Consider the following 17,739-nt stretch of genomic DNA (forward strand, 5'->3'; position numbering starts at 1 on the left):
GGGCCGGTGGGGTCGCCGTCAGTCGCGGTGGGCCGGCGGGCCGGCGGGGTCGACCTCGGCGAGCGCGGTGCGGATCGTGTCGAGCAGCGGGCCGTCCGGGTGGTCGATCCAGTGCTGGATGGCGACCCGCAGCGCCGCGAGGAAGCTCGCGGCCAGGACCCGGGACCGCAGCGCGGCGTCCGGGCCGGTGAGCCGGGACGCCAGCTCCGCGGCCACCTCCCGCTCGACCGTCGTGTACGCCGCCAGGTGGTGGGCGAGCAGGCTCGGGTGCGCCCGCAGCTGCCGGCGGTGCGCCAGCCAGGCCGGGTCGGGGTCGCCGTACACCTCGGCGGTGAGGCGCTCGGCCGCCCGGCTCAGCACCGTCCACGGCCGCTCGCCGGGGGGCTGGTCGCGGATCAGCTCCCGCATCCGCCGCAGCCGCACGGTGTCGCCGTAGAAGAGCGCCTCCTCCTTACTGGAGAAGTAGTTGGAGAACGTGCGGCGGGAGACGTTGGCGGCGTCGGCGATCGCCTCGACGGTCACCCGGTCGGGCCCCCAGGTGGCGGCGAGGCGCAGGGCGGCCTCGTGCAGGGCGAGGCGGGTGGCCGCCTTCTTGCGCTCGCGCAGCCCGGTGGCCTGGTCCATGGGCGTCACGATACGCGGCCGGTGATCTACTTCTCAACGCGCAAACTTGCCCAGTGGGCACGTTCGGTGGATAGTTGCTTGCAGCAACCATCACTGTGGGGAGGGCGGGCGTGGAGACCACCCGGGAGCTGGGCGCGCGGCTGTACGACCTGCTCAAGAGCGTGCGGCTGATCAAGCAACGGCGCGCCGACGACCGGCCGTCCGTGCCGCTCGGGCTGGTCGGCATGCTCACCCAGATCGAGCAGCTCGCCGCCGGGGCCCACGCCCGGGAGCTGGCCGAACACACCGGGCTCGACCCGTCCACCGTCAGCCGCGCCGTCGCCTCGCTCGTCGCGCACGGCTTGGTCGAGCGGCGGGCCGATCCCACCGACCGGCGGGCCAGCTGCCTGGCCGTCACCCCCGCCGGCCGGGCGGCCCTCGCGGACACCTACGGCTGGTACGGCGAACTGCTCGACCGGGCGCTCGCCGACTGGACCCCCGACGAGGTGGCGGCGCTGTGCTCGGCGCTGGGCCGGTTCACCCGCGACCTCGGGTCCGCCCTCGGCGGCAGAGCCGACCCCGGGTCCGCCCCCGCAGACAACGACAACCTGGAGGCCGCGCGATGAGCGCACCCACCACGACGGCCGAAGCCGCGCCGATGACCCATCGGCAGACCCTCGAAGCGCTCAGCGGCCTGCTGCTGGTGCTCTTCGTCGCCATGCTCAGCAGCACCGTCGTGTCCACGGCGCTGCCGAAGATCATCGGGGCGCTGGACGGCTCGCAGACCCAGTACACCTGGGTGGTCACCGCCACCCTGCTCACCGCGACGGCCACCACCCCGATCTGGGGCAAGCTGGCCGACCTGTTCAACAAGAAGACGCTGGTGCAGGTCGCCATCGTCGTCTTCCTCGCCGGCTCTGTGGTCGCCGGCTTCTCCCAGACCGCCGGCCAGCTCATCGCCGCCCGCGCGTTCCAGGGCATCGGCGTCGGCGGCCTCCAGGCCCTCGTCCAGGTCGCCATCGCGGCGATGATCCCGCCGCGCGAGCGCGGCCGCTACAACGGCTACCTCGGCGGCGTCATGGCCGTCGCGACGGTCGGCGGCCCCCTGCTCGGCGGCCTCATCGTCGACACGTCCTGGCTCGGCTGGCGCTGGTGCTTCTTCGTCGGGGTGCCCGTCGCCCTGATCGCGCTCGTCCTGCTCCAGCTCACCCTGCGCCTGCCCACCGTCCGCCGCGACAACGTCAGGATCGACTATCTGGGCGCGGCCCTGATCGCCGCCGGCGTCAGCGTGCTGCTGATCTGGATCTCGTTCGTCGACGACTCGTTCGCCTGGCTGTCCTGGCAGACCGCCGCGATGGTCGGCGGCGCGGTGCTCCTGCTGGCCCTGGCCACCTGGGTCGAGTCCCGGGCCGCCGAGCCGGTCGTCCCGCTCGGCATCGTCCGCGAGCGCACCACCGCCCTGGCCATCCTCGGCAGCCTCGCCGTCGGTATGGCCATGTTCGGCGGTGCCGTCTTCCTTGGCCAGTACTTCCAGATCGGGCGCGGCTACAGCCCCACCGAGGCCGGCCTGCTCACCATCCCGATGATGGCCGGCGTCCTCGGTTCGTCGATCATCGCGGGCCGGATGATCACCAAGACCGGGCGGATCAAGCCCTACATCGTCGTCGGCGCGATCCTCCTCGTCGCCGGCTTCGCCCTGCTCGGCACCATCGACCACGAGACGTCGCTCGTCCTGGTCGGCGTGGCCATGTTCGTCGTCGGCACCGGCGTCGGCATGACCATGCAGAACCTCGTGCTCGCGGTCCAGAACACCGTGTCGCTGCGCGACATCGGCGCGGCCAGCTCCACCGTCGCGTTCTTCCGCTCCCTCGGCGGCACCATCGGGGTCTCGGTGCTCGGCGCGGTCCTCGCCCGCCGGGTCAGCGACCGGATCACCCACGACCTCGCCGCCGCGGGCATCCCCGTCTCCGGCAGCTCCGGCGGCGGCAGCCTCAACCTCGACGTCCTGCCCGCGCCCGTGCGCGACATCGTCCGGGCCGCATACGGCGACGCCACCGGGCACATCTTCCTGATCTCCGCGGCCATCGCCGTCGTCGGCGTCGTCGCGGCCCTCCTGCTGCGGCCGGTCACCCTGCGCACCAGCCTGGACCTGCCCGACCCGGCCAGGTCGGTCGCCGTGGCCGCCGACGCCGTGGACGGCGCGCCCGCCCTCGACCAGGTGGCCGTCGACGCCGGTCGCGGGAGCCGCCCGCCCGCCCGCAGGGCCTGACCCGGCCCGGTGCCCGGGGCCACCGTCACCGCCCGGTGACGGTGGCTCCGCCTGCCATGCGGACCGGTCACCGGCTTCCGTCCGGGCCGGTTGCCGCCCGTTGTCCGGGCCGGTTGCCGCCCGTTGTCCGGGCCGGTCGCCGCCTGCTGTCCGGGCCGGCGTCGGCGTGGCGGGCGGGTCGGCGTCAGCGTGGCGACGCGTACGCCAGCGGCAGCGGCGTCGGCTGTCCCTCCCACGTGCCCGTCAGCCGCGCACCGGGCAGGTCGGGATCGTCGCCGACCCGCCGCAGAACGGCCAGCTCGACGGAGCCGGCGAGGATCCGGGTCGGATCCCCGTCGTCGGCCTGGTCGACCGCGTCGATCCCCGGCGCGCCGGCCAGGCCCGCCCCGTCGACCGCGATCCCCATGCTCGGCGCCCGCTCCTCGCGCCGACCGTCCACCTCGAAGTACTCCTGCGCCTGACCGGGGCCGGCGAGGATCGCCCCGGCCAGGGCCGCCGCGTAGACGGGGTCGCCGCAGGCGTCGTACACCCAGCGTCGCCCCAGCACCGAGTGCTCGCAGGTGCCGACGAGCCACGCGTCGGCCCCGCCCAGCGGCGCGCCCCGGTAGGTCAGGGGCGCCTGGTGCACCGGCCCGTTGCCGGCCCGCACCAGCAGCGTCTCGATCCCCACCTCCCCGGCGGGGTCGTCGAAGCGGTACGCCGCGACGCGCTCGACGCCGGCGGCGGCGTCTCCCAGGAACCACGGACGACGGGGCAGCCAGGCCGACAACAGTTCGAGCTTCGTGGGGCGGATCTCCGCCCGGTGCAGCAGCGCCATCACCGGATCATAGGGACCCCGTCCGGAGCCGGCCGCCGCGTGTCTCGCCCGGTCGGCGGGTGCCCGCCCGGTCGGCGTGCCTCGCGGGGTCGGCGTGCGTCCGTCCCGCGTCGACCCGGTCAGGCCGGCGCGCGGGGCCCGCACGTGCGCGGCGGCGGCTTGCCGGTGTACCGCAGCTCGGCGCAGTACCGCAGCGCGCGGGCGGGGGCGAGGGTCCACTCGTACCGGGCAGCTTGGTAGCCCATGTAGGTGATGCGCCCGCAGCACCGGAAATCCCGGTCCCCGTCGCGCAGGTTGTAGGTCTGCGGCACCCCGTCGACCTCCAGCTCGACCCGCAGCCGGTAGTCGGACACGCCGCCCGGGAACGGGTCGACGGGGCCGCCCGACTCGTCGAGCCCGTCGAGCTCGACCGGGACCTCCAGGGTCTGCCCGGCGGCGAGGGGGTGCGGCATCCCGCCGCCGCGCCACCGGCCGGGCGGGGACGCGGCGGGGGAGGCGACGCCGTCGCGGCAGGCCAGCTCGACCCACGGCCCCTGCTCGCCGGCGCGGTCCACCTGCGCGACCGGCACCGCCCGGACGGCGGCGACCTGCACGTCCACGCTGCGCCGGGCCCGCAGCGTCAGCGTGTGGACGGGCTCGGGGCCGACCGGTACGCCCCCGTTGTCCCGCGCCCACGCCGCGAACCGGACACAGTCGCGCACCCACTCCGGCGGGCTGACCCGCGCCCGCGCCTCCGGCACCTCGAACGTCAGCTCGGTGCTGTACGCGGTGCCGGAGAGCGTGGCGGCCAGCTCGACGGCCCCTGCCGGACCTGTCGAGCCGGCAGGTTGCCCGCTCGCGCCCGCAGGGGCGGGCGGACCGCCGGTGGCCGCGGTGCGGGCTGGCCTGGCCCGGTCGCTGCCGCCGTCGCCGTCGCCGTCGCCCGAGCGCAGCGCGTAGACCGCGGCGAAGGCCAGCACCGCCGGCAGCACCCCGATGGCGACGACCCGGACCAGCGGCCGACCGGCGCTCATATCCGGAACTCGAAGGGCCCGGGGCCGTCGGCCCCCCAGCCGCCCGTGAGCTTCGCGTGGTACCGCTCCTGGTATTGGCGGGCGAGGCTGCTGCTGCGGAACGGCCGGCCGTCGTCGTCGACGGTGAGCACCCGCCGTTCGCCGCCGAGGTCGACGTCCAGCTCGATGACCCACTCGCAGTACGACCGGTCCGTCTGCGCCTGCACGTCCACGGTGAGCGGCTCGCCCGGCGACAACGTCAGCGAGTGCCCGTCCACGTACGCCGCACCGAGTTCGAGCTTCCTCGTGACGACCCGCGCGATGCTGTCCGGCTCGTCCAGGTCGAAGCCGACCTTCAGCGGCTCCCCGCCGCCCTGGCCCCCCTCCAGCACGTACGCGCCGGACAGCGGCGCGGAGCGCCGCTGCACCCGGGCCCGGATCTGGGTCACGAACACCGGGCCGGTCCACTGGCCGACCACCGACAGCCGGACCCGGGTGAACAGCCGGTACGGGTGCCGCGGGTCGCCCGGGTACACGGTGTCGACGCCGTCGCCCGTGGCGGCCAGGTCGGTCACGGTGGTCGGGGTCCTCGGCAGGTCGAGCAGCCGGTGCCGCTGCTCGCCGGTCAGCGGCACCGGGAACAGGCAGACCCCGGAGTCGTCGGAGCGGTCGTAGTAGTAGGCGTTGACGGACAGGGGCGGCTTCTGCTGCGCGGCCGACTGCTTCGCCGCCTCGACCGCCCGGTCGTCGCGCACCGCCTGGTCTGAGGAGGTGAGCCGGCTGGCCACCTCGGCGACCACCGCGCCGACGACCGCGCTGGCCAGGCCGCCGCCGGCCGCCCACAGCACGGCGCGGCGGGAGAACTGGGCCGGCGGCCCCTCGGTCTGCTCCGTGGCGTGCTCCGGCGTGGCCCCGGGCGTCATCGGGCCGCTCTCGGGGGCCGCCCGTCCGGCCCCGGACGCCGGTGTCGGCGGCGGCTGCGGAGGGCTGGCCGGGCCGGGCTCCCGGGGGCCCGTCGGCGTGCCCGCCGGCGAGCCTTTCGGCGTGTCCGTCGGCTGTGGCACCCGTGGCCTGCGCCGGCCCCGCCTTCCTCCGGATCCGGAAGATGACACGCGAATCCCCCCGAAGCGCGATATCGACGAGCACTCATCGTAATAACCGCGACAACCCCACCCCCCGTGCCACCCACGAACACCCACCGCCGCCCGCGCCGCGCCCGTGGACCGCGCCGACGGCGGTGATCAAGAGGTTTGCGTCAAGTTTGATCTTCGGCCTGACACAAACCTCTTGATCACCGGCGCGGGGCGGGGTGCGGGGTGGGTGGGTCAGGTGGGGGTGGGGGTGTTGAGGTAGTGCAGGACGGCGGCGACGCGGCGGTCCGTGCGGTCGGTGGGCGCGAGGTCGAGCTTGGCGAAGATGCTGCGGATGTGCTTGTGCACGGCCCCGTCGGTGACGAAGAGCCGCTCCGCGATGGCCGCATTGCCCAGCCCTTCGGCCATCAGCGCGAGCACGTCGCGTTCGCGGGGGCTGAGCCGGTCCAGCCGGGTGTCGGGCCGGCTGCGGACCAGCAACTGGGCGACCACGTCCGGGTCGATGGCCGTGCCGCCCCCGGCCACCCGGCGCAGGGCGACCAGGAACTCCTCCACCCGGCCCACCCGCTCCTTGAGCAGGTAGCCGAGCCCGGCGCCGCCCCGGGCGAGCAGGTCGGTGGCGAACGCCTGCTCGACGTACGCGGAGAGCACCAGGACGGCGAGGCCGGGCTGCCGGCGGCGGGCCTCGACGGCGGCGACGATCCCCTCGTCGGTGTGGGTGGGCGGCATCCGCACGTCGACGATCGCCACGTCGGGGGAGTGCGCGTCGACGGCGGCCAGGAACGTGGTCGGGTTGTCGGCGGTGGCGACGACGTCCAGCGACTCGGCGCGCAGCAGCAGCGCCAGCCCCTCGCGCAGCAGCGCGTCGTCCTCGGCGATCACGATCCGCACGGCAGGTCCACCTCCACAGTGGTCGGACCGCCCGGCGGGCTGGTCAGGGTCAGTTTCCCGTCGTGTGCCTCGGCCCGCCGCCGGATGCCGGACAGCCCCGACCCGGCGCGCTCGTCCGCGCCGCCGCGACCGTCGTCGACGATCGTCACGCGCAGCCGGTCGCCGGCGCGGCGCACGGTCACCGTGGCCCGTCGCGCCCCGCTGTGCCGGGCGACGTTGGTCAGCGCCTCGGCGGCCACGAAGTATGCGGTGGCCTCCACCGACGCGGCGCACCGGCCGGGCACGTCCGCGTCGACGCGGGCCGGGACGGGGCAGGTGGCGGCCAGCGACAGCAGCGCGTCGGGCAGGCTGCGGTCGGTGAGCACGGGCGGCAGGATGCCACGGACGACCGCGCGCAGCTCGGCGAGGGCGTCCTCGGCGGCCCGCTGCGCCCGCTCCAGGAGCGCGTCGGCGTCGGCCGGGTCGCGGGCCACCGCCCGGCGGGCCGCGCCGAGCAGCACGGTGACGCCGACGATGCGGTTCTGCGTGCCGTCGTGCAGGGCCCGCTCGATGCGCCGCAGCTCGGCGGCGTGGGCGTCGAGCGCGGCGGCCCGCGTCGCGGTCAGCTCGGCGACGCGCAGCACCAGGTCGGCACCCGGGTCGGGCGGGAGCAGCCGGCGGCCGGGCAGCTCCTGGAGGCGGGCCAGGGCGGGCGTGGCGTAGCCGACGAGGGCCAGCCAGCCGAGGCCGAACAGACCGACCCCGAGCGCCCCGGCGGTGTCGGTCACGACGGGGAAGCCCAGCGCCGAGGTCGCCTCGCCGGCCGGGAGCAGCCGCCACCACAGTGGGAACGTGCCGTCGCGCAGCACGTTGATCGGCAGCGTCAGGCCGAGCAGGCCGAGGAACAGCCCCAGGGTGGCGTGCGTGACCAGCCAGCGCGCCTCCCGCCGGACGGCCGGGTCGGCCACGGCGGACCGCAGGGTCTCCGGCGCCGGCAGCCCGGCGGCGATGACCGGGCCGGTGCGCGACAGCCGGTCGCGTTCCCGGTCGGCGACCAGGCGCAGCGCCCGCAGCGCGTACGGCACCGCCGGTAGGCCGACGCCGACCAGGCAGGCCAGCGCCGTGACCGTCAGCAGGGCCAGGGCGGACAGGGCGAGGACGGCGGTGCCGAGTCCGCCGACGAGGCGCTCCAACGCGTCCAGGCTGACGCGGACCCGGGCCGAGGGCGGCCACCGGCGACCGGCAGCCGGGCCGGGCCGGGCGTGCTCGTCCGACGCCATCGTCGCCTCCTCCCCGCGGGACAGCAGCGACAGTAGGGCACCGCGGCGGGCCGGCGGCACCGCCGGGGCCGGAAAGTAGTGCCTGCTGTACCGGATCCGCCCGCCTGGCGGGATGGGCCGGCCCGGTGGCGTCCGGCTGCGCCGGGGCGAGGACGCCGGTGCCGGACCAGTCGATGTACTCCTCGGCGCGCCCGCCCTGCCGCTGACTGCCCGATCAGCGGGGGATATCGTCGGCGACCGACCGGCGGCTGCCGGCCTGGCACAACCGAACAGGCGGTCGTCGGTGTCCCGAGCGCGCGCGGTCCTCCCCCCGGCACTGCTGGCCCTCGTCCTGGTGGCGCTGGTGGCGTCCGGCATCCGCCCGTACGACCGGCTCACCTGGCTGCTGGAGACGGTGTGGGTGATCGTGGGCGTGCCGGTGGTGCTGCTCACCTGGCGGCGCTTCCCGCTGAGCACGCTGCTGTGCTGCCTGCTCGCGGTCCACGCGCTGATCCTCATCGCCGGCGGGCACTGGACGTACGCGCGCACCCCGCTGGGCGACTGGGTGCGTGACCTGTTCGACCTGTCCCGCAACCCGTACGACCGGCTCGGGCACTTCGCGCAGGGCTTCGTGCCGGCCATCCTGGTCCGGGAGATCCTGGTCCGCCGCTCCCCGCTGCGGGGCAGCCGCTGGCTCGCCCCGCTCGTGGTCTGCGCCTGCCTGGCCTTCAGCGCCTTCTTCGAGATGATCGAGTGGTGGGCGGCGGTGGCCGGCGGCTCGGCCGCCGACGACTTCCTCGCCACCCAGGGGGACGTCTGGGACACCCAGTGGGACATGTTCCTGGCGCTGCTCGGCGCAATCACGTCGCTGGCCCTGCTCAGCCGGCTGCACGACCGGCAGCTTCCGCCGTCGGCAGCGCGCGACTGAACCGCGCCGCAGGTGTGCGGACGAATGGTTTACCGGCGTTGCCCAGGCTACCGCTGTCATTGACATCCGTCATGTCGACAAATGTCGCGGCTCGGCTGGTCGGCGTGCTCCCTACAGCGCGACCTGCTGGCGGCGGCGCGCGGCTCTGCCGGGCGTATGGGCACGTGGGAGCGGGTTCCGGCCCATCGTCCGGCAGTGGCTGCGCGTGATCGGCGTCGATCTGCCGACCGCTGTGTCGCGTCGCGGCGGACGGGGCGATGTTAGGGGTCGAGACTAAGGGGTGTCCCGCGTCCTGATCCTCGCTACACTGACGCCGGCAAATGTCCCACAATGCTTGCTGGGCTTTGCGGATGTGGCGGCGACTCGAATCGGATACGACGGGCGGTTGGCTACCCACGATGCTGACGTACACGGGGGAATGGCGAAGTCGCGGCCCACGCCGTCTGCCGGTGACCCCGGCCCCGACACCTGACCCGGCCGTGCCGGCCCCCTGAGCGGGTGCCCCCCGGGCGGTCGGGCGAGGTCCCGTCCCGGGTGGCCGTGCGTCCACGGCCGGCCCGTTCGCGCACGTCCTGGCCAACCACGCGAGTCCGCGGTCGCCCGGGTCCGGGTCATCGTCCGCCTGAAGGAGGCACACATGGAGTCAACGGGTCGTGAGCGGCGGCTGCGGCGGCTGTGGGGTCCGACCAGTGGACGCACCGTGCTCATGCCGATCGACCAACCCGTGACGATGGGTCCGATCGCCGGGCTGGACGCGATCGACTCCCAACTCGTCCGGCTGCTGGCGGGGGCGCCGAACGGCATCATCGGCCACCGGGGGGTGCTGCGGCGGGTGCCGGCGGAGGTGGCCCGGTCCACGGGCGTCGTCATGCACCTCTCCGCCGGCACCGCCCTGTCGGGCCGGGGCCACGTCAAGACGCTCACCGGCGACGTCGTCGAGGCCGTCCGGGTGGGCGCCGACGCCGTGTCGGCGCAGGTCACCTTCGGCGTGCCCGAGGAGACCGACATGCTGCACGACCTCGCGCAACTCGCCGGCGCGTGCGCCCAGTGGGGCATGCCACTGCTGGCGATGGTGTACGTCGCCGGCGTCGACCCCACCGCCGCTCCGGAGAAGATCGCCCACGCCGCCCGCGCCGCGGCCGAGCTGGGCAGCGACATCGTCAAGGTCCCCTACACCGGCTCCGCCGACTCGTTCGCCACGGTCGTCGACGGCTGCTTCGCCCCGGTCGTGATGGCCGGCGGCGAGCCGTCCGACTCCTGGGAGGACGTCCTGCTCGACGTCAAGGACGCCCTGTCGGCGGGCGCGGCGGGCGTCTGCATCGGGCGCAAGGTGCAGCAGCACGCCGCGCCCGAGGCGGCCCTCGCGGACCTGCACGCGCTGGTGCACGCCAACAACCCCGGCTGACCCCGACGAAGGAGGCACGACCGTGTCCGACAGTGACGCGTTGATCCCGCTCTGGTGCGACCTGTCGCACCTGCGCGAGGGCCTGCCCGACATGGTGGCGGCGGTCGTCCAGGCGCCCGTGCGGGGCGTCATGGTCCCGCCGGACGCGGTGCCCGACACCGCCCTGCCCGACCGGGTCGAGGTGGCGGTGCTCGTCACCGAGCCGGCCCAGCTCGACAAGCTCGACCCGGCCCGGTCGCTGACCGTCATCGCCGCCGACCACGCCACCCTCGCCGCCGTGCCGCACGGGGGCCGCTGGCGGCGGGGGCGCTGGATCGACGTCACCGACGCCGAGACGATGCAGGAGGCCGTGGCGGCCCTCGGCCACGTCGACGTGCTGCTGGTCAGCTTCGCCGACGAGACGAACATCCCGCTGGAGCTGATCGTCGCCGAGGCCCAGTCGCAGCGCACCACGGTCGTCAAGCGCGTGCACAACTCCGTGGACGCTCTGGTCACCCGCGGGGTGCTCCAGCACGGCCCGGACGCGATGCTGCTGCGCGTCTCCACCCCCGGGGAGGTGGTGCGGCTGGCCCGGGAGCTGCTGGAGCGGCGCACGGAGCAGCTCGACCTGGTCGAGGCCGAGGTGACGGCGGTGCGGTCCATCGGCATGGGCATGCGCGGCTGCGTGGACACGACCGACCTGTTCGAGCCCGACGAGGGGATCCTGGTCGGCTCGACCTCCTCGGGCGGGCTGCTGGTCTGCGCCGAGGTGCACTACCTGCCGTACATGAACCTGCGGCCCTTCCGGGTCAACGCCGGCGCGGTGCACTCCTACGTGTGGACGCCGGCCGGGCGCACCGCGTACATCACCGACCTCAGCGCCGGCGAGCAGGTCCTCGCCGTGAACACCGCCGGGCGCGCCCGTCCCGTCCTGGTCGGCCGGATCAAGACCGAGATGCGTCCGCTGCGCCTGATCGAGTGCCGCATCGGCGACTCGACGATCAACACCATCGTGCAGGACGACTGGCACGTGCGGCTGTTCGACGCGGCCGGCGCGGTGACCAACTGCACCGCCATCGCCGTCGGCGACCGGATGCTGGCGATCTCCGCCGTGCCCGGCCGCCACGTGGGCATCCCGGTCAGCGAATCGATCAAGGAGAACTGAGATGACCGACGCCGACAGCACCCTCGACCAGCTCGTCGCGCTGCTGCTGCGCCGCCAGGGCAACCCGGTCGACTCGATCGGCCCCGACGACCGGCTGCTCGACCTGGCGGTCGACTCGATCGACATGGCGTACCTGATGTCGCACTTCGAGCGCCAGCACGACGCCGACTTCGCCGACGAGGACTTCGAGCTGAGCCGGTACGTCACGGTGGGCGACCTGGCCAAGGCGATCGACGCGCGGATCAATGGCTGAGGGCGCGACGCGGACCCGCCGCCCCCCGGTCATGGACCCGGGGCTGTCGCTGGGCTGGGACGACGGCCCCCTGGACGGGCTGAGCTGCCTGCTGCGCTGCGTCGAGTCGGCGCTGCGGGCCGAGGGCTTCGACAACCGGGAGATCGCCCAGGCCCTCGCCGTGCCGCTGGACCTGCGCGGCGACCGGCGCAAGTCCTCCTGGTTCCGGCACGGCCGGCTGGACTGGCGCAACGCGGTCGACGGCCACGAGCACTGGGACGAGTTCACCGCGCTGGTCGCCGCGGGCACCCCGTGCGTGCTGATGCCGGACCGCTACTACTGGCCCGGCGACGAGTTCGAGGGGGTCGCGCACTTCCTCGACCACATGGTGCTCGCCGTGGCGTACGACGGCGAGGTGCTGGAGGTGCTGGACACCGACGCGCCGCCGGCCGACGGGTACCGCCGCCGGATCCCGGTCACCCCCGACGTGGTCCGGGGCTGCTGCCGGTTCGCCACCGCGCACTTCACCCCGCCCCACGACGACGCCGCCGCGCTGCGCGCCACGCTGCTGGAGCCGACCGCCGTGGCGCTGGCCGAGGACCTGCCGGCGCTGCGCGCCGTCGCCCGGCGCTGGCGGCGCGACGGCCTCACCGGGCCCGCCGCCCGGGCCCTGCACGTGGTCGTGCTCGGCGCGGTCCAGCCGTCGCTGTTCCTCACCGCGCTGGCCGTCGAGCAGGCGTATCCGGCGCTGGCCACCGAGCTGCTCGCCGCGTCCCGCGCGGCGCAGAAGCTCGGCCGGACCCTCATCGGCGCGCACCGCTGGGCGGGCGCGCAGGCCGACGACACCTCCGTGTACGCCCCGGTGCTCGCCGTCTTCGAGGCGTGCGAGGCGACGCTGGCCCGGCTCGGCGACGAGCTGCACCGCCAGCTCGACCTGCCGACGCCGGACCCCGATGCCACCGGCGACGACGAGGGCGTCTGGCGGCGGATCGTGCGCAACCAGGCGTGGTGCTACGCCGACCGGGTCGCGCCCGCCGACCAGCACCGCGACGAGGAGAGGAACCGATGACCGGAGAAGGCCCACTCGACCTGAGCGAGTCCCAGGCGCTGCGGCGGCGCGCCGTGGCGGTCGACGCCACCCTCGCCTACGAGGGCTACGTCCTGGCCCGCGACCGCCTCGTCGACGGGGCGTACCCGCTGTACGGCGAGCGCGCCAGCGGCGCGCACATCTGGGACGTCGACGGCAACCGCTACCTCGACCTGATCCTCGCCTACGGCACGATCATCCTCGGGCACGCCGACCCGGTGGTCACCGAGGCGGTCCTGCGGGAGATCCGCGACGGCTTCGCCATCACGCTGCGCAAGCGGGTCCAGGTGGAGCTGGCGGAGCTGCTGACGGCGGTGATCCCGCACGCCGAGAAGGTCTTCCTGCTCAAGACCGGCTCCGACGCCACCAGCGCCGCCGTCCGGCTCAGCCGCGTGCACACCGGGCGGACGCGGGTGATCCGCTGGGGCTACAACGGCTGGCACGACTGGTGCGCCACCCGCCCCGGCGGGGTGCCCACCGAGGCCCAGGCCGTGGTGGACAGCTTCGACTACAACGACCTGGACAGCCTGCGGGCCGCGTTCGAGCGCCACCCCGGCGAGGTCGCCTGCCTGCTGATGATGCCCTTCGAGGTGGACCCGCCGGCCCCCGGCTTCCTGGCCGGCGCGGCGGAGCTGGCCCACGAGCACGGCGCGCTGTTCGTCCTGGACGAGATGCGCTCCGGCTTCCGGATGGCCCCCGGCGGCGCGCAGGAGCGCTACGGCGTCCAGGCCGACCTGGTGACGTTCAGCAAGGCCATGGCCAACGGCTACCCGATCTCCGCCCTGGTGGGCCGCGAGGAGGTGATGCGGGCCGTCGGCGAGGTGCACATCAGCTCGACGTTCCACGTCAACGGCGCCGAGATGGCGGCGGCGGTGGCCACCATCAGCCAGCTGCGCGACGGTGCGATCCTCACGCACGTCGAGCGCCTCGGCGAGCGGCTCCAGGCGGGGCTGGCCAAGCAGTTCGCCGAGCACGGCCTGCCCGGCCGGGTGCTGGGGGTGCCGCAGATGCCGTTCCTGCGGTTCACCGACCCCGACGAGGCGGCGCGCGGCCGGGCGCACGACGCGTTCTACACCGAGACGACCCGGCGGGGCCTGCTGCTGCACCCCAACCACCACTGGTACGTCTGCGGTGCCATGACCGACGAGGACGTCGACGCCGCGCTGGAGGCGACCGCGTCCGGCTTCCGCGCCGCCGAGGCGGCCGCCCATGGCTGAACCGGGCCGGCCGCAGGTCGTCCACCGCGTCCGCGAGCTGCTGGCCCGCTACCGCGACCCGGCGCAGGTCGACGGCCTTGGCGACGACGAGCCGCTGGCCGTCCTCGGCGTCGACTCGGTCACCCTGATCACCGTCGCCGCCGAGCTGCACCAGCGGTGGGACCTCACCATCGGAGACGACGCCGTGCTCGACCCGGCGGCGTCGGTCGCGTCCCTCGCCGCCGCGGCCGTCGCCGCCGACCGCCCGGAGGGCCGCACCGGCGGCCGGCTCGACGTGGTCGGGATGGGCGTGGTGGCGCCCACCGGCCACGGCGTGCCGGCCCTGTGGGACGGCCTGCTGGCCGAGCGGGCGCATCGGCTGCCCATGCCGTACGACGCTGCGCGCGGCCACCGGGCCGGCGCGGTGGCCGGCGCGTCCGCCGCCGACGTGGTGGCCCCGGACCGCCTGCTCGACCTGGTCTGCCTGGCCGCCGGGGAGGCGCTCGACGGCCTGGACCCGGGCCGGCGGGCCGGCGTCACGCTCGTCGTCGGCACCACCGACACCGGCGGCAACGCCCTCGGCCACGCCCTCGCCGGGGCGGGCGACGACCGGGCGGCGCTGGCCGGGTGGGTCGCCGAACGCGCCGCCGAGCAGCTCGGCCTCGGCGCGGCCGTCACCGTGGGCAGCGCGTCGGCCTCCGGGGCGGTGGCCCTCGGGTACGCCCGCGACCTGCTGCTCGCCGGCGACGCCGAGGAGGCGCTCGTCGTCGGCGCGGACACGGTGTCGAAGTCCGCGTTCCACGGCCTGGCCGCCCTGCGCACGCTCGGCGTGGACGGCTGCCAGCCGTTCCACGAGGCGCGGCGGGGCATCGCGTTGTCCGAGGCCGCCGCCGCCTGCCTGCTGCGCCGGCCGTCCCCCGGCGACGACGCCGTCCTCGGCCGGCTGGCCGGCTACGGGGCGAGCAGCTTCACCACCCACATGGCGGCCCCCGAGTCCGCCGGGATCGAGCTGGCGCTGCGCCGCGCGCTGGCCGCCGCGGCCCTCGCGCCGGGCGACGTCTCGTTCGTCAACGCCCACGGCCCCGGCACCAAGCTCGGCGACGTGGCCGAGATGCGGGCGCTCGCGGACGTCTTCGGCGACCGGGTCCGGACGCTACCGATCAACAGCGTGAAGGGTCTGCTCTGGCACTGCCAGGGCGCGGCCGGGGTCATCGAGTCGCTGGCGTGCCTGCTGGCGCTGCGGCACGGGACGCTGACCCCGACGACGGCGGCCGAGCCCGTCGACCCGCAGTGGAGGGAGTACGACATCGTGACCAAGCCCCGGGAGCTTGTCGACGCCCGGTCGGCCGTCTCCGTCTCCTGCGGCCTGGGCGGCGTCAACACGGCGGTCGTCTGGGAGCGGGCGTGAGCACGGGAGCCGGGGTGGGCACGGGAGCGGGCGTGCACACGGCGGCGGTCGGCGCGGCGACCGTGACGACGGTGCGGCTGGCGGCCGGCGGCAGCGACCGGTTCGCCCTCGACGAGGCGGCGCGCAACCGGGCCCGGGGGCGCGACGGCTGGCCCGCCGAGCCCGACCTGACCCGCGTCGTGGTCGACCGGTTCACCGACGTCGTCGGCCGGGTCGTGGCGGCCGGTGGGCTGGACGCCGCCGCCCGCCGGGAGACCGAGGTCGCGGTGGGCACCCTCTACGGCATGGCCCGCGTCGGCGAGGTCATGCACGAGCAGCTCGACGAGGCCGGGCCGAAGTGGCTCGCGCCGGAGATGTTCGTCTACTACTCGCCGCACTCGCTGGTGTCGGCGGCGGCGGTGGCCTACGGGCTCGGCGGCGCCGCGACGACGCTGCTCGGGCGCGACGGCGGGATGCAGGCCCTCCTGCACGCGGTGCGCCGGCTGGCCACCGGCCAGGCCGACACGGTGCTGGTCGGCGCGTACGAGGCGCTGACCCCGTTCGCGGACGCGGCGCTGGACCGGCTCGGGGTGCCGCACCACGCCCAGTTCGGCGACGTGGCGGCCGTGCTGCTCGGCCGGGAGGCGACCGGGGACGCCGGTGACCGCCACCGGCTGTCGGTGGCCCGGGGCGTGGCGTCCGGCCGGGCGCTGCCGGACGTGCTGGACGCAGCCGGCGTCGACCCGGCCGCCGTCGCCGACGTGCGGCTGTGCGGCGCGACCGTCGCCGTCCAGCAGGCCGCCCGCGCCGAGTTCGGCGCGGCGTTCCCCCGGGCCCGGACGTGGGTCGGTGGGGCGTCCTCGCCGGCCGTCGGGCCGGTGTGCGCCCTCGCCGAGGCGGTCGCCCCGCCCACCGCCCCCGGCACGGAGACCGCCGCCGAGGGGGAGGCCGCCGGCCGGGTCGTGGTCGTCGTGGCCGGTCGGCCCGGGGCGTGGGACGTGGTGCTCGCCCGATGAGCGGCCCGGCCACCCTCGCGGACGCGCTCGCCGAGGTGGCGGGCAGGAACCCGCACCGCCCGGCGGTGGTCGCCGGCGACCGGACGCTGACGTACGCCGAGCTGCTGCGGCGGGCGGACGGGCTCGCGGCGGGGCTGACCGGCCGGGCCGCCACCGTCGCGCGGTGCGCGGCAGACGTCGCCGTGACGGTCGTGGCCGCCACGATCGCGGACGTGCCGCTGCTCGTCGGCGACGCCCGGGCCGCCGACGACGAGCGGGACCGGGCCCGGTCGCTGTTCCGCGCCGACCGGCTCGTCACCGGCGACGGCGACCGGCTCACGGTCGAGGGGCTCACGGTCGCCGAGTTCGCAGGGCTCGACGGGTCCGTCGCCGGGGACGCCGACCGGCTCGCCGCCGCGGGCCACCACGGGCCGCCCGAGGTCCCCGCCGGGGACGGGCCCGCCGGGCTGGGGCTGTCGACGTCGGGCAGCGAGGGCTGGCCGAAGTGCGTGGAGCGGCCCTGGCCGGCCGTGACGGCCAACGCGCGGGCGTTCGCCGCCGCGCTGGAGCTGGCCCCCGGCGAGGTGGTCGCCTGCACGACCCCGCCGCACCACAGCTACGCCCTGTGCGGCGGCATCGTCACGACGCTGGTCGCCGGCGGCACGTACGTGGCGCTGGACCAGCGGCCGGGCCCGCGCACGGTGGCCGACGCCGTCGACGGGCACCGGGTGGCGGTGCTGCTGTCCGTGCCGCTGCTGTACCGGTGGTTCTCGACCGCCGGCCTCGCCACCCGGCACCGGCCCCGGCTCTGCGTCTCGGCGGGCGCGCCACTGCCGCCTGAGGACCGCCGGCGGTGGGCGGAGGCGGTGGGCTGGCGCATCGGCGAGCACTACGGCACCTCCGAGCACGGCATGCTGACCCTCGACACCGAGTCGGTCGCCGGCTCCGTCGGCCGTCCGGTCGCCGGGGTGACGCTGACCGTCGACCCCGCGTCCGGCCCCGGAGACGTCCTCGTGTCCTGCGCCGGCCCGCCGACCCGCGTCCACGCCGCCGAGCCGCCCCCCGGGCCGGCCGGGCACGGGCCCCAGCCGACCGGCGACGTGGGCCGGCTCGACGCCGACGGGCGGCTACACCTGCTCGGCCGCCGGGGCGGCACGCTCAACGTCGCCGGCAACAAGGTGCCGGCCGCCGAGGTCGAGGACGCGCTGCGGGCGTTCCCGGCCGTGCGGGACTGCGCGGTGGTCGGCGCGCCGGGGCCCGGCGGTGCGCAGGAGGTCGTGGCGTTCGTCGAGGCCGCCCGCGAGCTGGACCACCGGGCGCTGTACGCGTTCCTGCACGGGCGGATGGCCGCGTACAAGGTGCCGGCCCGGGTGGTCGTCGTCGACCGGCTGCCCCGCAACGTCAACGGCAAGCTGCTGCGCTCCGAGCTGCTGCGCGGGCTGGCCGCCGGCACCTGGCGCTGAC

The 17,739-nt window shown here is 75.8% G+C and carries 17 protein-coding genes; 11 read left to right on the forward strand and 6 right to left on the reverse strand.

All coding sequences use genetic code 11. From position 1 onward, the window contains the following. Positions 1-18: 18 nt before the first annotated feature. Positions 19-624 carry a TetR/AcrR family transcriptional regulator gene (locus LPA42_RS10955; protein WP_077937579.1) on the reverse strand — a complete coding sequence of 202 codons (606 nt, stop codon included), beginning with the start codon at positions 622-624 and terminating at the stop codon, positions 19-21. A gap of 110 nt (positions 625-734) precedes the next feature. Between LPA42_RS10955 and LPA42_RS10960 the strand changes: the two genes are divergently transcribed. Continuing rightward, positions 735-1,229, forward strand: a complete 495-nt coding sequence (locus LPA42_RS10960; RefSeq protein ID WP_228986525.1) for a MarR family winged helix-turn-helix transcriptional regulator — start codon at positions 735-737, stop codon at positions 1,227-1,229. After that, positions 1,226-2,872, forward strand: coding sequence for an MDR family MFS transporter (locus LPA42_RS10965; protein ID WP_077937581.1), 1,647 nt, complete (start codon positions 1,226-1,228; stop codon positions 2,870-2,872). Before LPA42_RS10960 ends, LPA42_RS10965 begins: the two co-directional genes overlap by 4 nt. Before the next feature lie 184 nt (positions 2,873-3,056). On the opposite strand, the gene LPA42_RS10970 is transcribed toward LPA42_RS10965, so the two are convergent. The 5 genes from LPA42_RS10970 to LPA42_RS10990 all read right to left on the reverse strand — a co-directional run bounded on the left by LPA42_RS10970 (position 3,057) and on the right by LPA42_RS10990 (position 7,922). After that, positions 3,057-3,689, reverse strand: coding sequence for a hypothetical protein (locus LPA42_RS10970; RefSeq protein ID WP_077937591.1), 633 nt, complete (start codon positions 3,687-3,689; stop codon positions 3,057-3,059). A 119-nt stretch (positions 3,690-3,808) separates the two neighbouring features. Next, positions 3,809-4,702: a hypothetical protein gene (locus LPA42_RS10975; RefSeq protein ID WP_077937582.1), complete on the reverse strand. Its 894-nt coding sequence runs from the start codon at positions 4,700-4,702 to the stop codon at positions 3,809-3,811. After that, a complete protein-coding gene (locus LPA42_RS10980; protein WP_077937583.1) occupies positions 4,699-5,604 on the reverse strand; it encodes a hypothetical protein in 906 nt (301 codons plus the stop codon). Before LPA42_RS10980 ends, LPA42_RS10975 begins: the two co-directional genes overlap by 4 nt. 402 nt (positions 5,605-6,006) lie before the next feature. Continuing rightward, the gene (locus LPA42_RS10985; protein WP_077937592.1) at positions 6,007-6,663 is read right to left on the reverse strand and encodes a response regulator transcription factor; all 657 of its coding nucleotides are present in this window, start codon (positions 6,661-6,663) and stop codon (positions 6,007-6,009) included. Beyond that, a complete protein-coding gene (locus LPA42_RS10990; RefSeq protein WP_077937593.1) occupies positions 6,651-7,922 on the reverse strand; it encodes a sensor histidine kinase in 1,272 nt (423 codons plus the stop codon). The genes LPA42_RS10985 and LPA42_RS10990 overlap by 13 nt, the downstream gene beginning before the upstream one ends. Positions 7,923-8,205: 283 nt before the next feature. On the opposite strand from LPA42_RS10990, the gene LPA42_RS10995 reads away from it, so the two are divergent. From LPA42_RS10995 to LPA42_RS11035, 9 genes are all read left to right on the forward strand, one after another. Then, positions 8,206-8,829 carry a DUF2238 domain-containing protein gene (locus LPA42_RS10995; RefSeq protein WP_198956551.1) on the forward strand — a complete coding sequence of 208 codons (624 nt, stop codon included), beginning with the start codon at positions 8,206-8,208 and terminating at the stop codon, positions 8,827-8,829. Between the two features lie 637 nt (positions 8,830-9,466). Next, complete coding sequence (locus tag LPA42_RS11000) at positions 9,467-10,234, forward strand: class I fructose-bisphosphate aldolase (RefSeq protein ID WP_077937594.1); 768 nt, start codon at positions 9,467-9,469, stop codon at positions 10,232-10,234. A 22-nt stretch (positions 10,235-10,256) separates the two neighbouring features. Further along, positions 10,257-11,378: a 3-dehydroquinate synthase II gene (locus tag LPA42_RS11005; RefSeq protein WP_077937595.1), complete on the forward strand. Its 1,122-nt coding sequence runs from the start codon at positions 10,257-10,259 to the stop codon at positions 11,376-11,378. A gap of 1 nt (position 11,379) precedes the next feature. Beyond that, complete coding sequence (locus LPA42_RS11010; protein ID WP_077937596.1) at positions 11,380-11,631, forward strand: acyl carrier protein; 252 nt, start codon at positions 11,380-11,382, stop codon at positions 11,629-11,631. Beyond that, the gene (locus tag LPA42_RS11015; RefSeq protein WP_144082632.1) at positions 11,624-12,679 is read left to right on the forward strand and encodes a hypothetical protein; all 1,056 of its coding nucleotides are present in this window, start codon (positions 11,624-11,626) and stop codon (positions 12,677-12,679) included. Before LPA42_RS11010 ends, LPA42_RS11015 begins: the two co-directional genes overlap by 8 nt. After that, complete coding sequence (locus LPA42_RS11020; RefSeq protein WP_077937598.1) at positions 12,676-13,914, forward strand: aspartate aminotransferase family protein; 1,239 nt, start codon at positions 12,676-12,678, stop codon at positions 13,912-13,914. The genes LPA42_RS11015 and LPA42_RS11020 overlap by 4 nt, the downstream gene beginning before the upstream one ends. Next, positions 13,907-15,301 (forward strand): beta-ketoacyl synthase N-terminal-like domain-containing protein, encoded by a 1,395-nt coding sequence (locus LPA42_RS11025; RefSeq protein WP_077937599.1) that lies wholly within the window; start codon positions 13,907-13,909, stop codon positions 15,299-15,301. The genes LPA42_RS11020 and LPA42_RS11025 overlap by 8 nt, the downstream gene beginning before the upstream one ends. After that, on the forward strand, positions 15,298-16,296 hold the full coding sequence (locus LPA42_RS11030) for a beta-ketoacyl synthase N-terminal-like domain-containing protein (RefSeq protein ID WP_144082633.1): 999 nt from the start codon (positions 15,298-15,300) through the stop codon (positions 16,294-16,296). Before LPA42_RS11025 ends, LPA42_RS11030 begins: the two co-directional genes overlap by 4 nt. Further along, positions 16,293-17,738 carry a class I adenylate-forming enzyme family protein gene (locus tag LPA42_RS11035; protein ID WP_077937601.1) on the forward strand — a complete coding sequence of 482 codons (1,446 nt, stop codon included), beginning with the start codon at positions 16,293-16,295 and terminating at the stop codon, positions 17,736-17,738. Before LPA42_RS11030 ends, LPA42_RS11035 begins: the two co-directional genes overlap by 4 nt. The last annotated feature ends 1 nt before the right edge of the window (position 17,739 follow it).

It is taken from the genome of Micromonospora sp. DH13, assembly GCF_020873825.1.
Lineage (GTDB): Bacteria > Actinomycetota > Actinomycetes > Mycobacteriales > Micromonosporaceae > Micromonospora > Micromonospora haikouensis.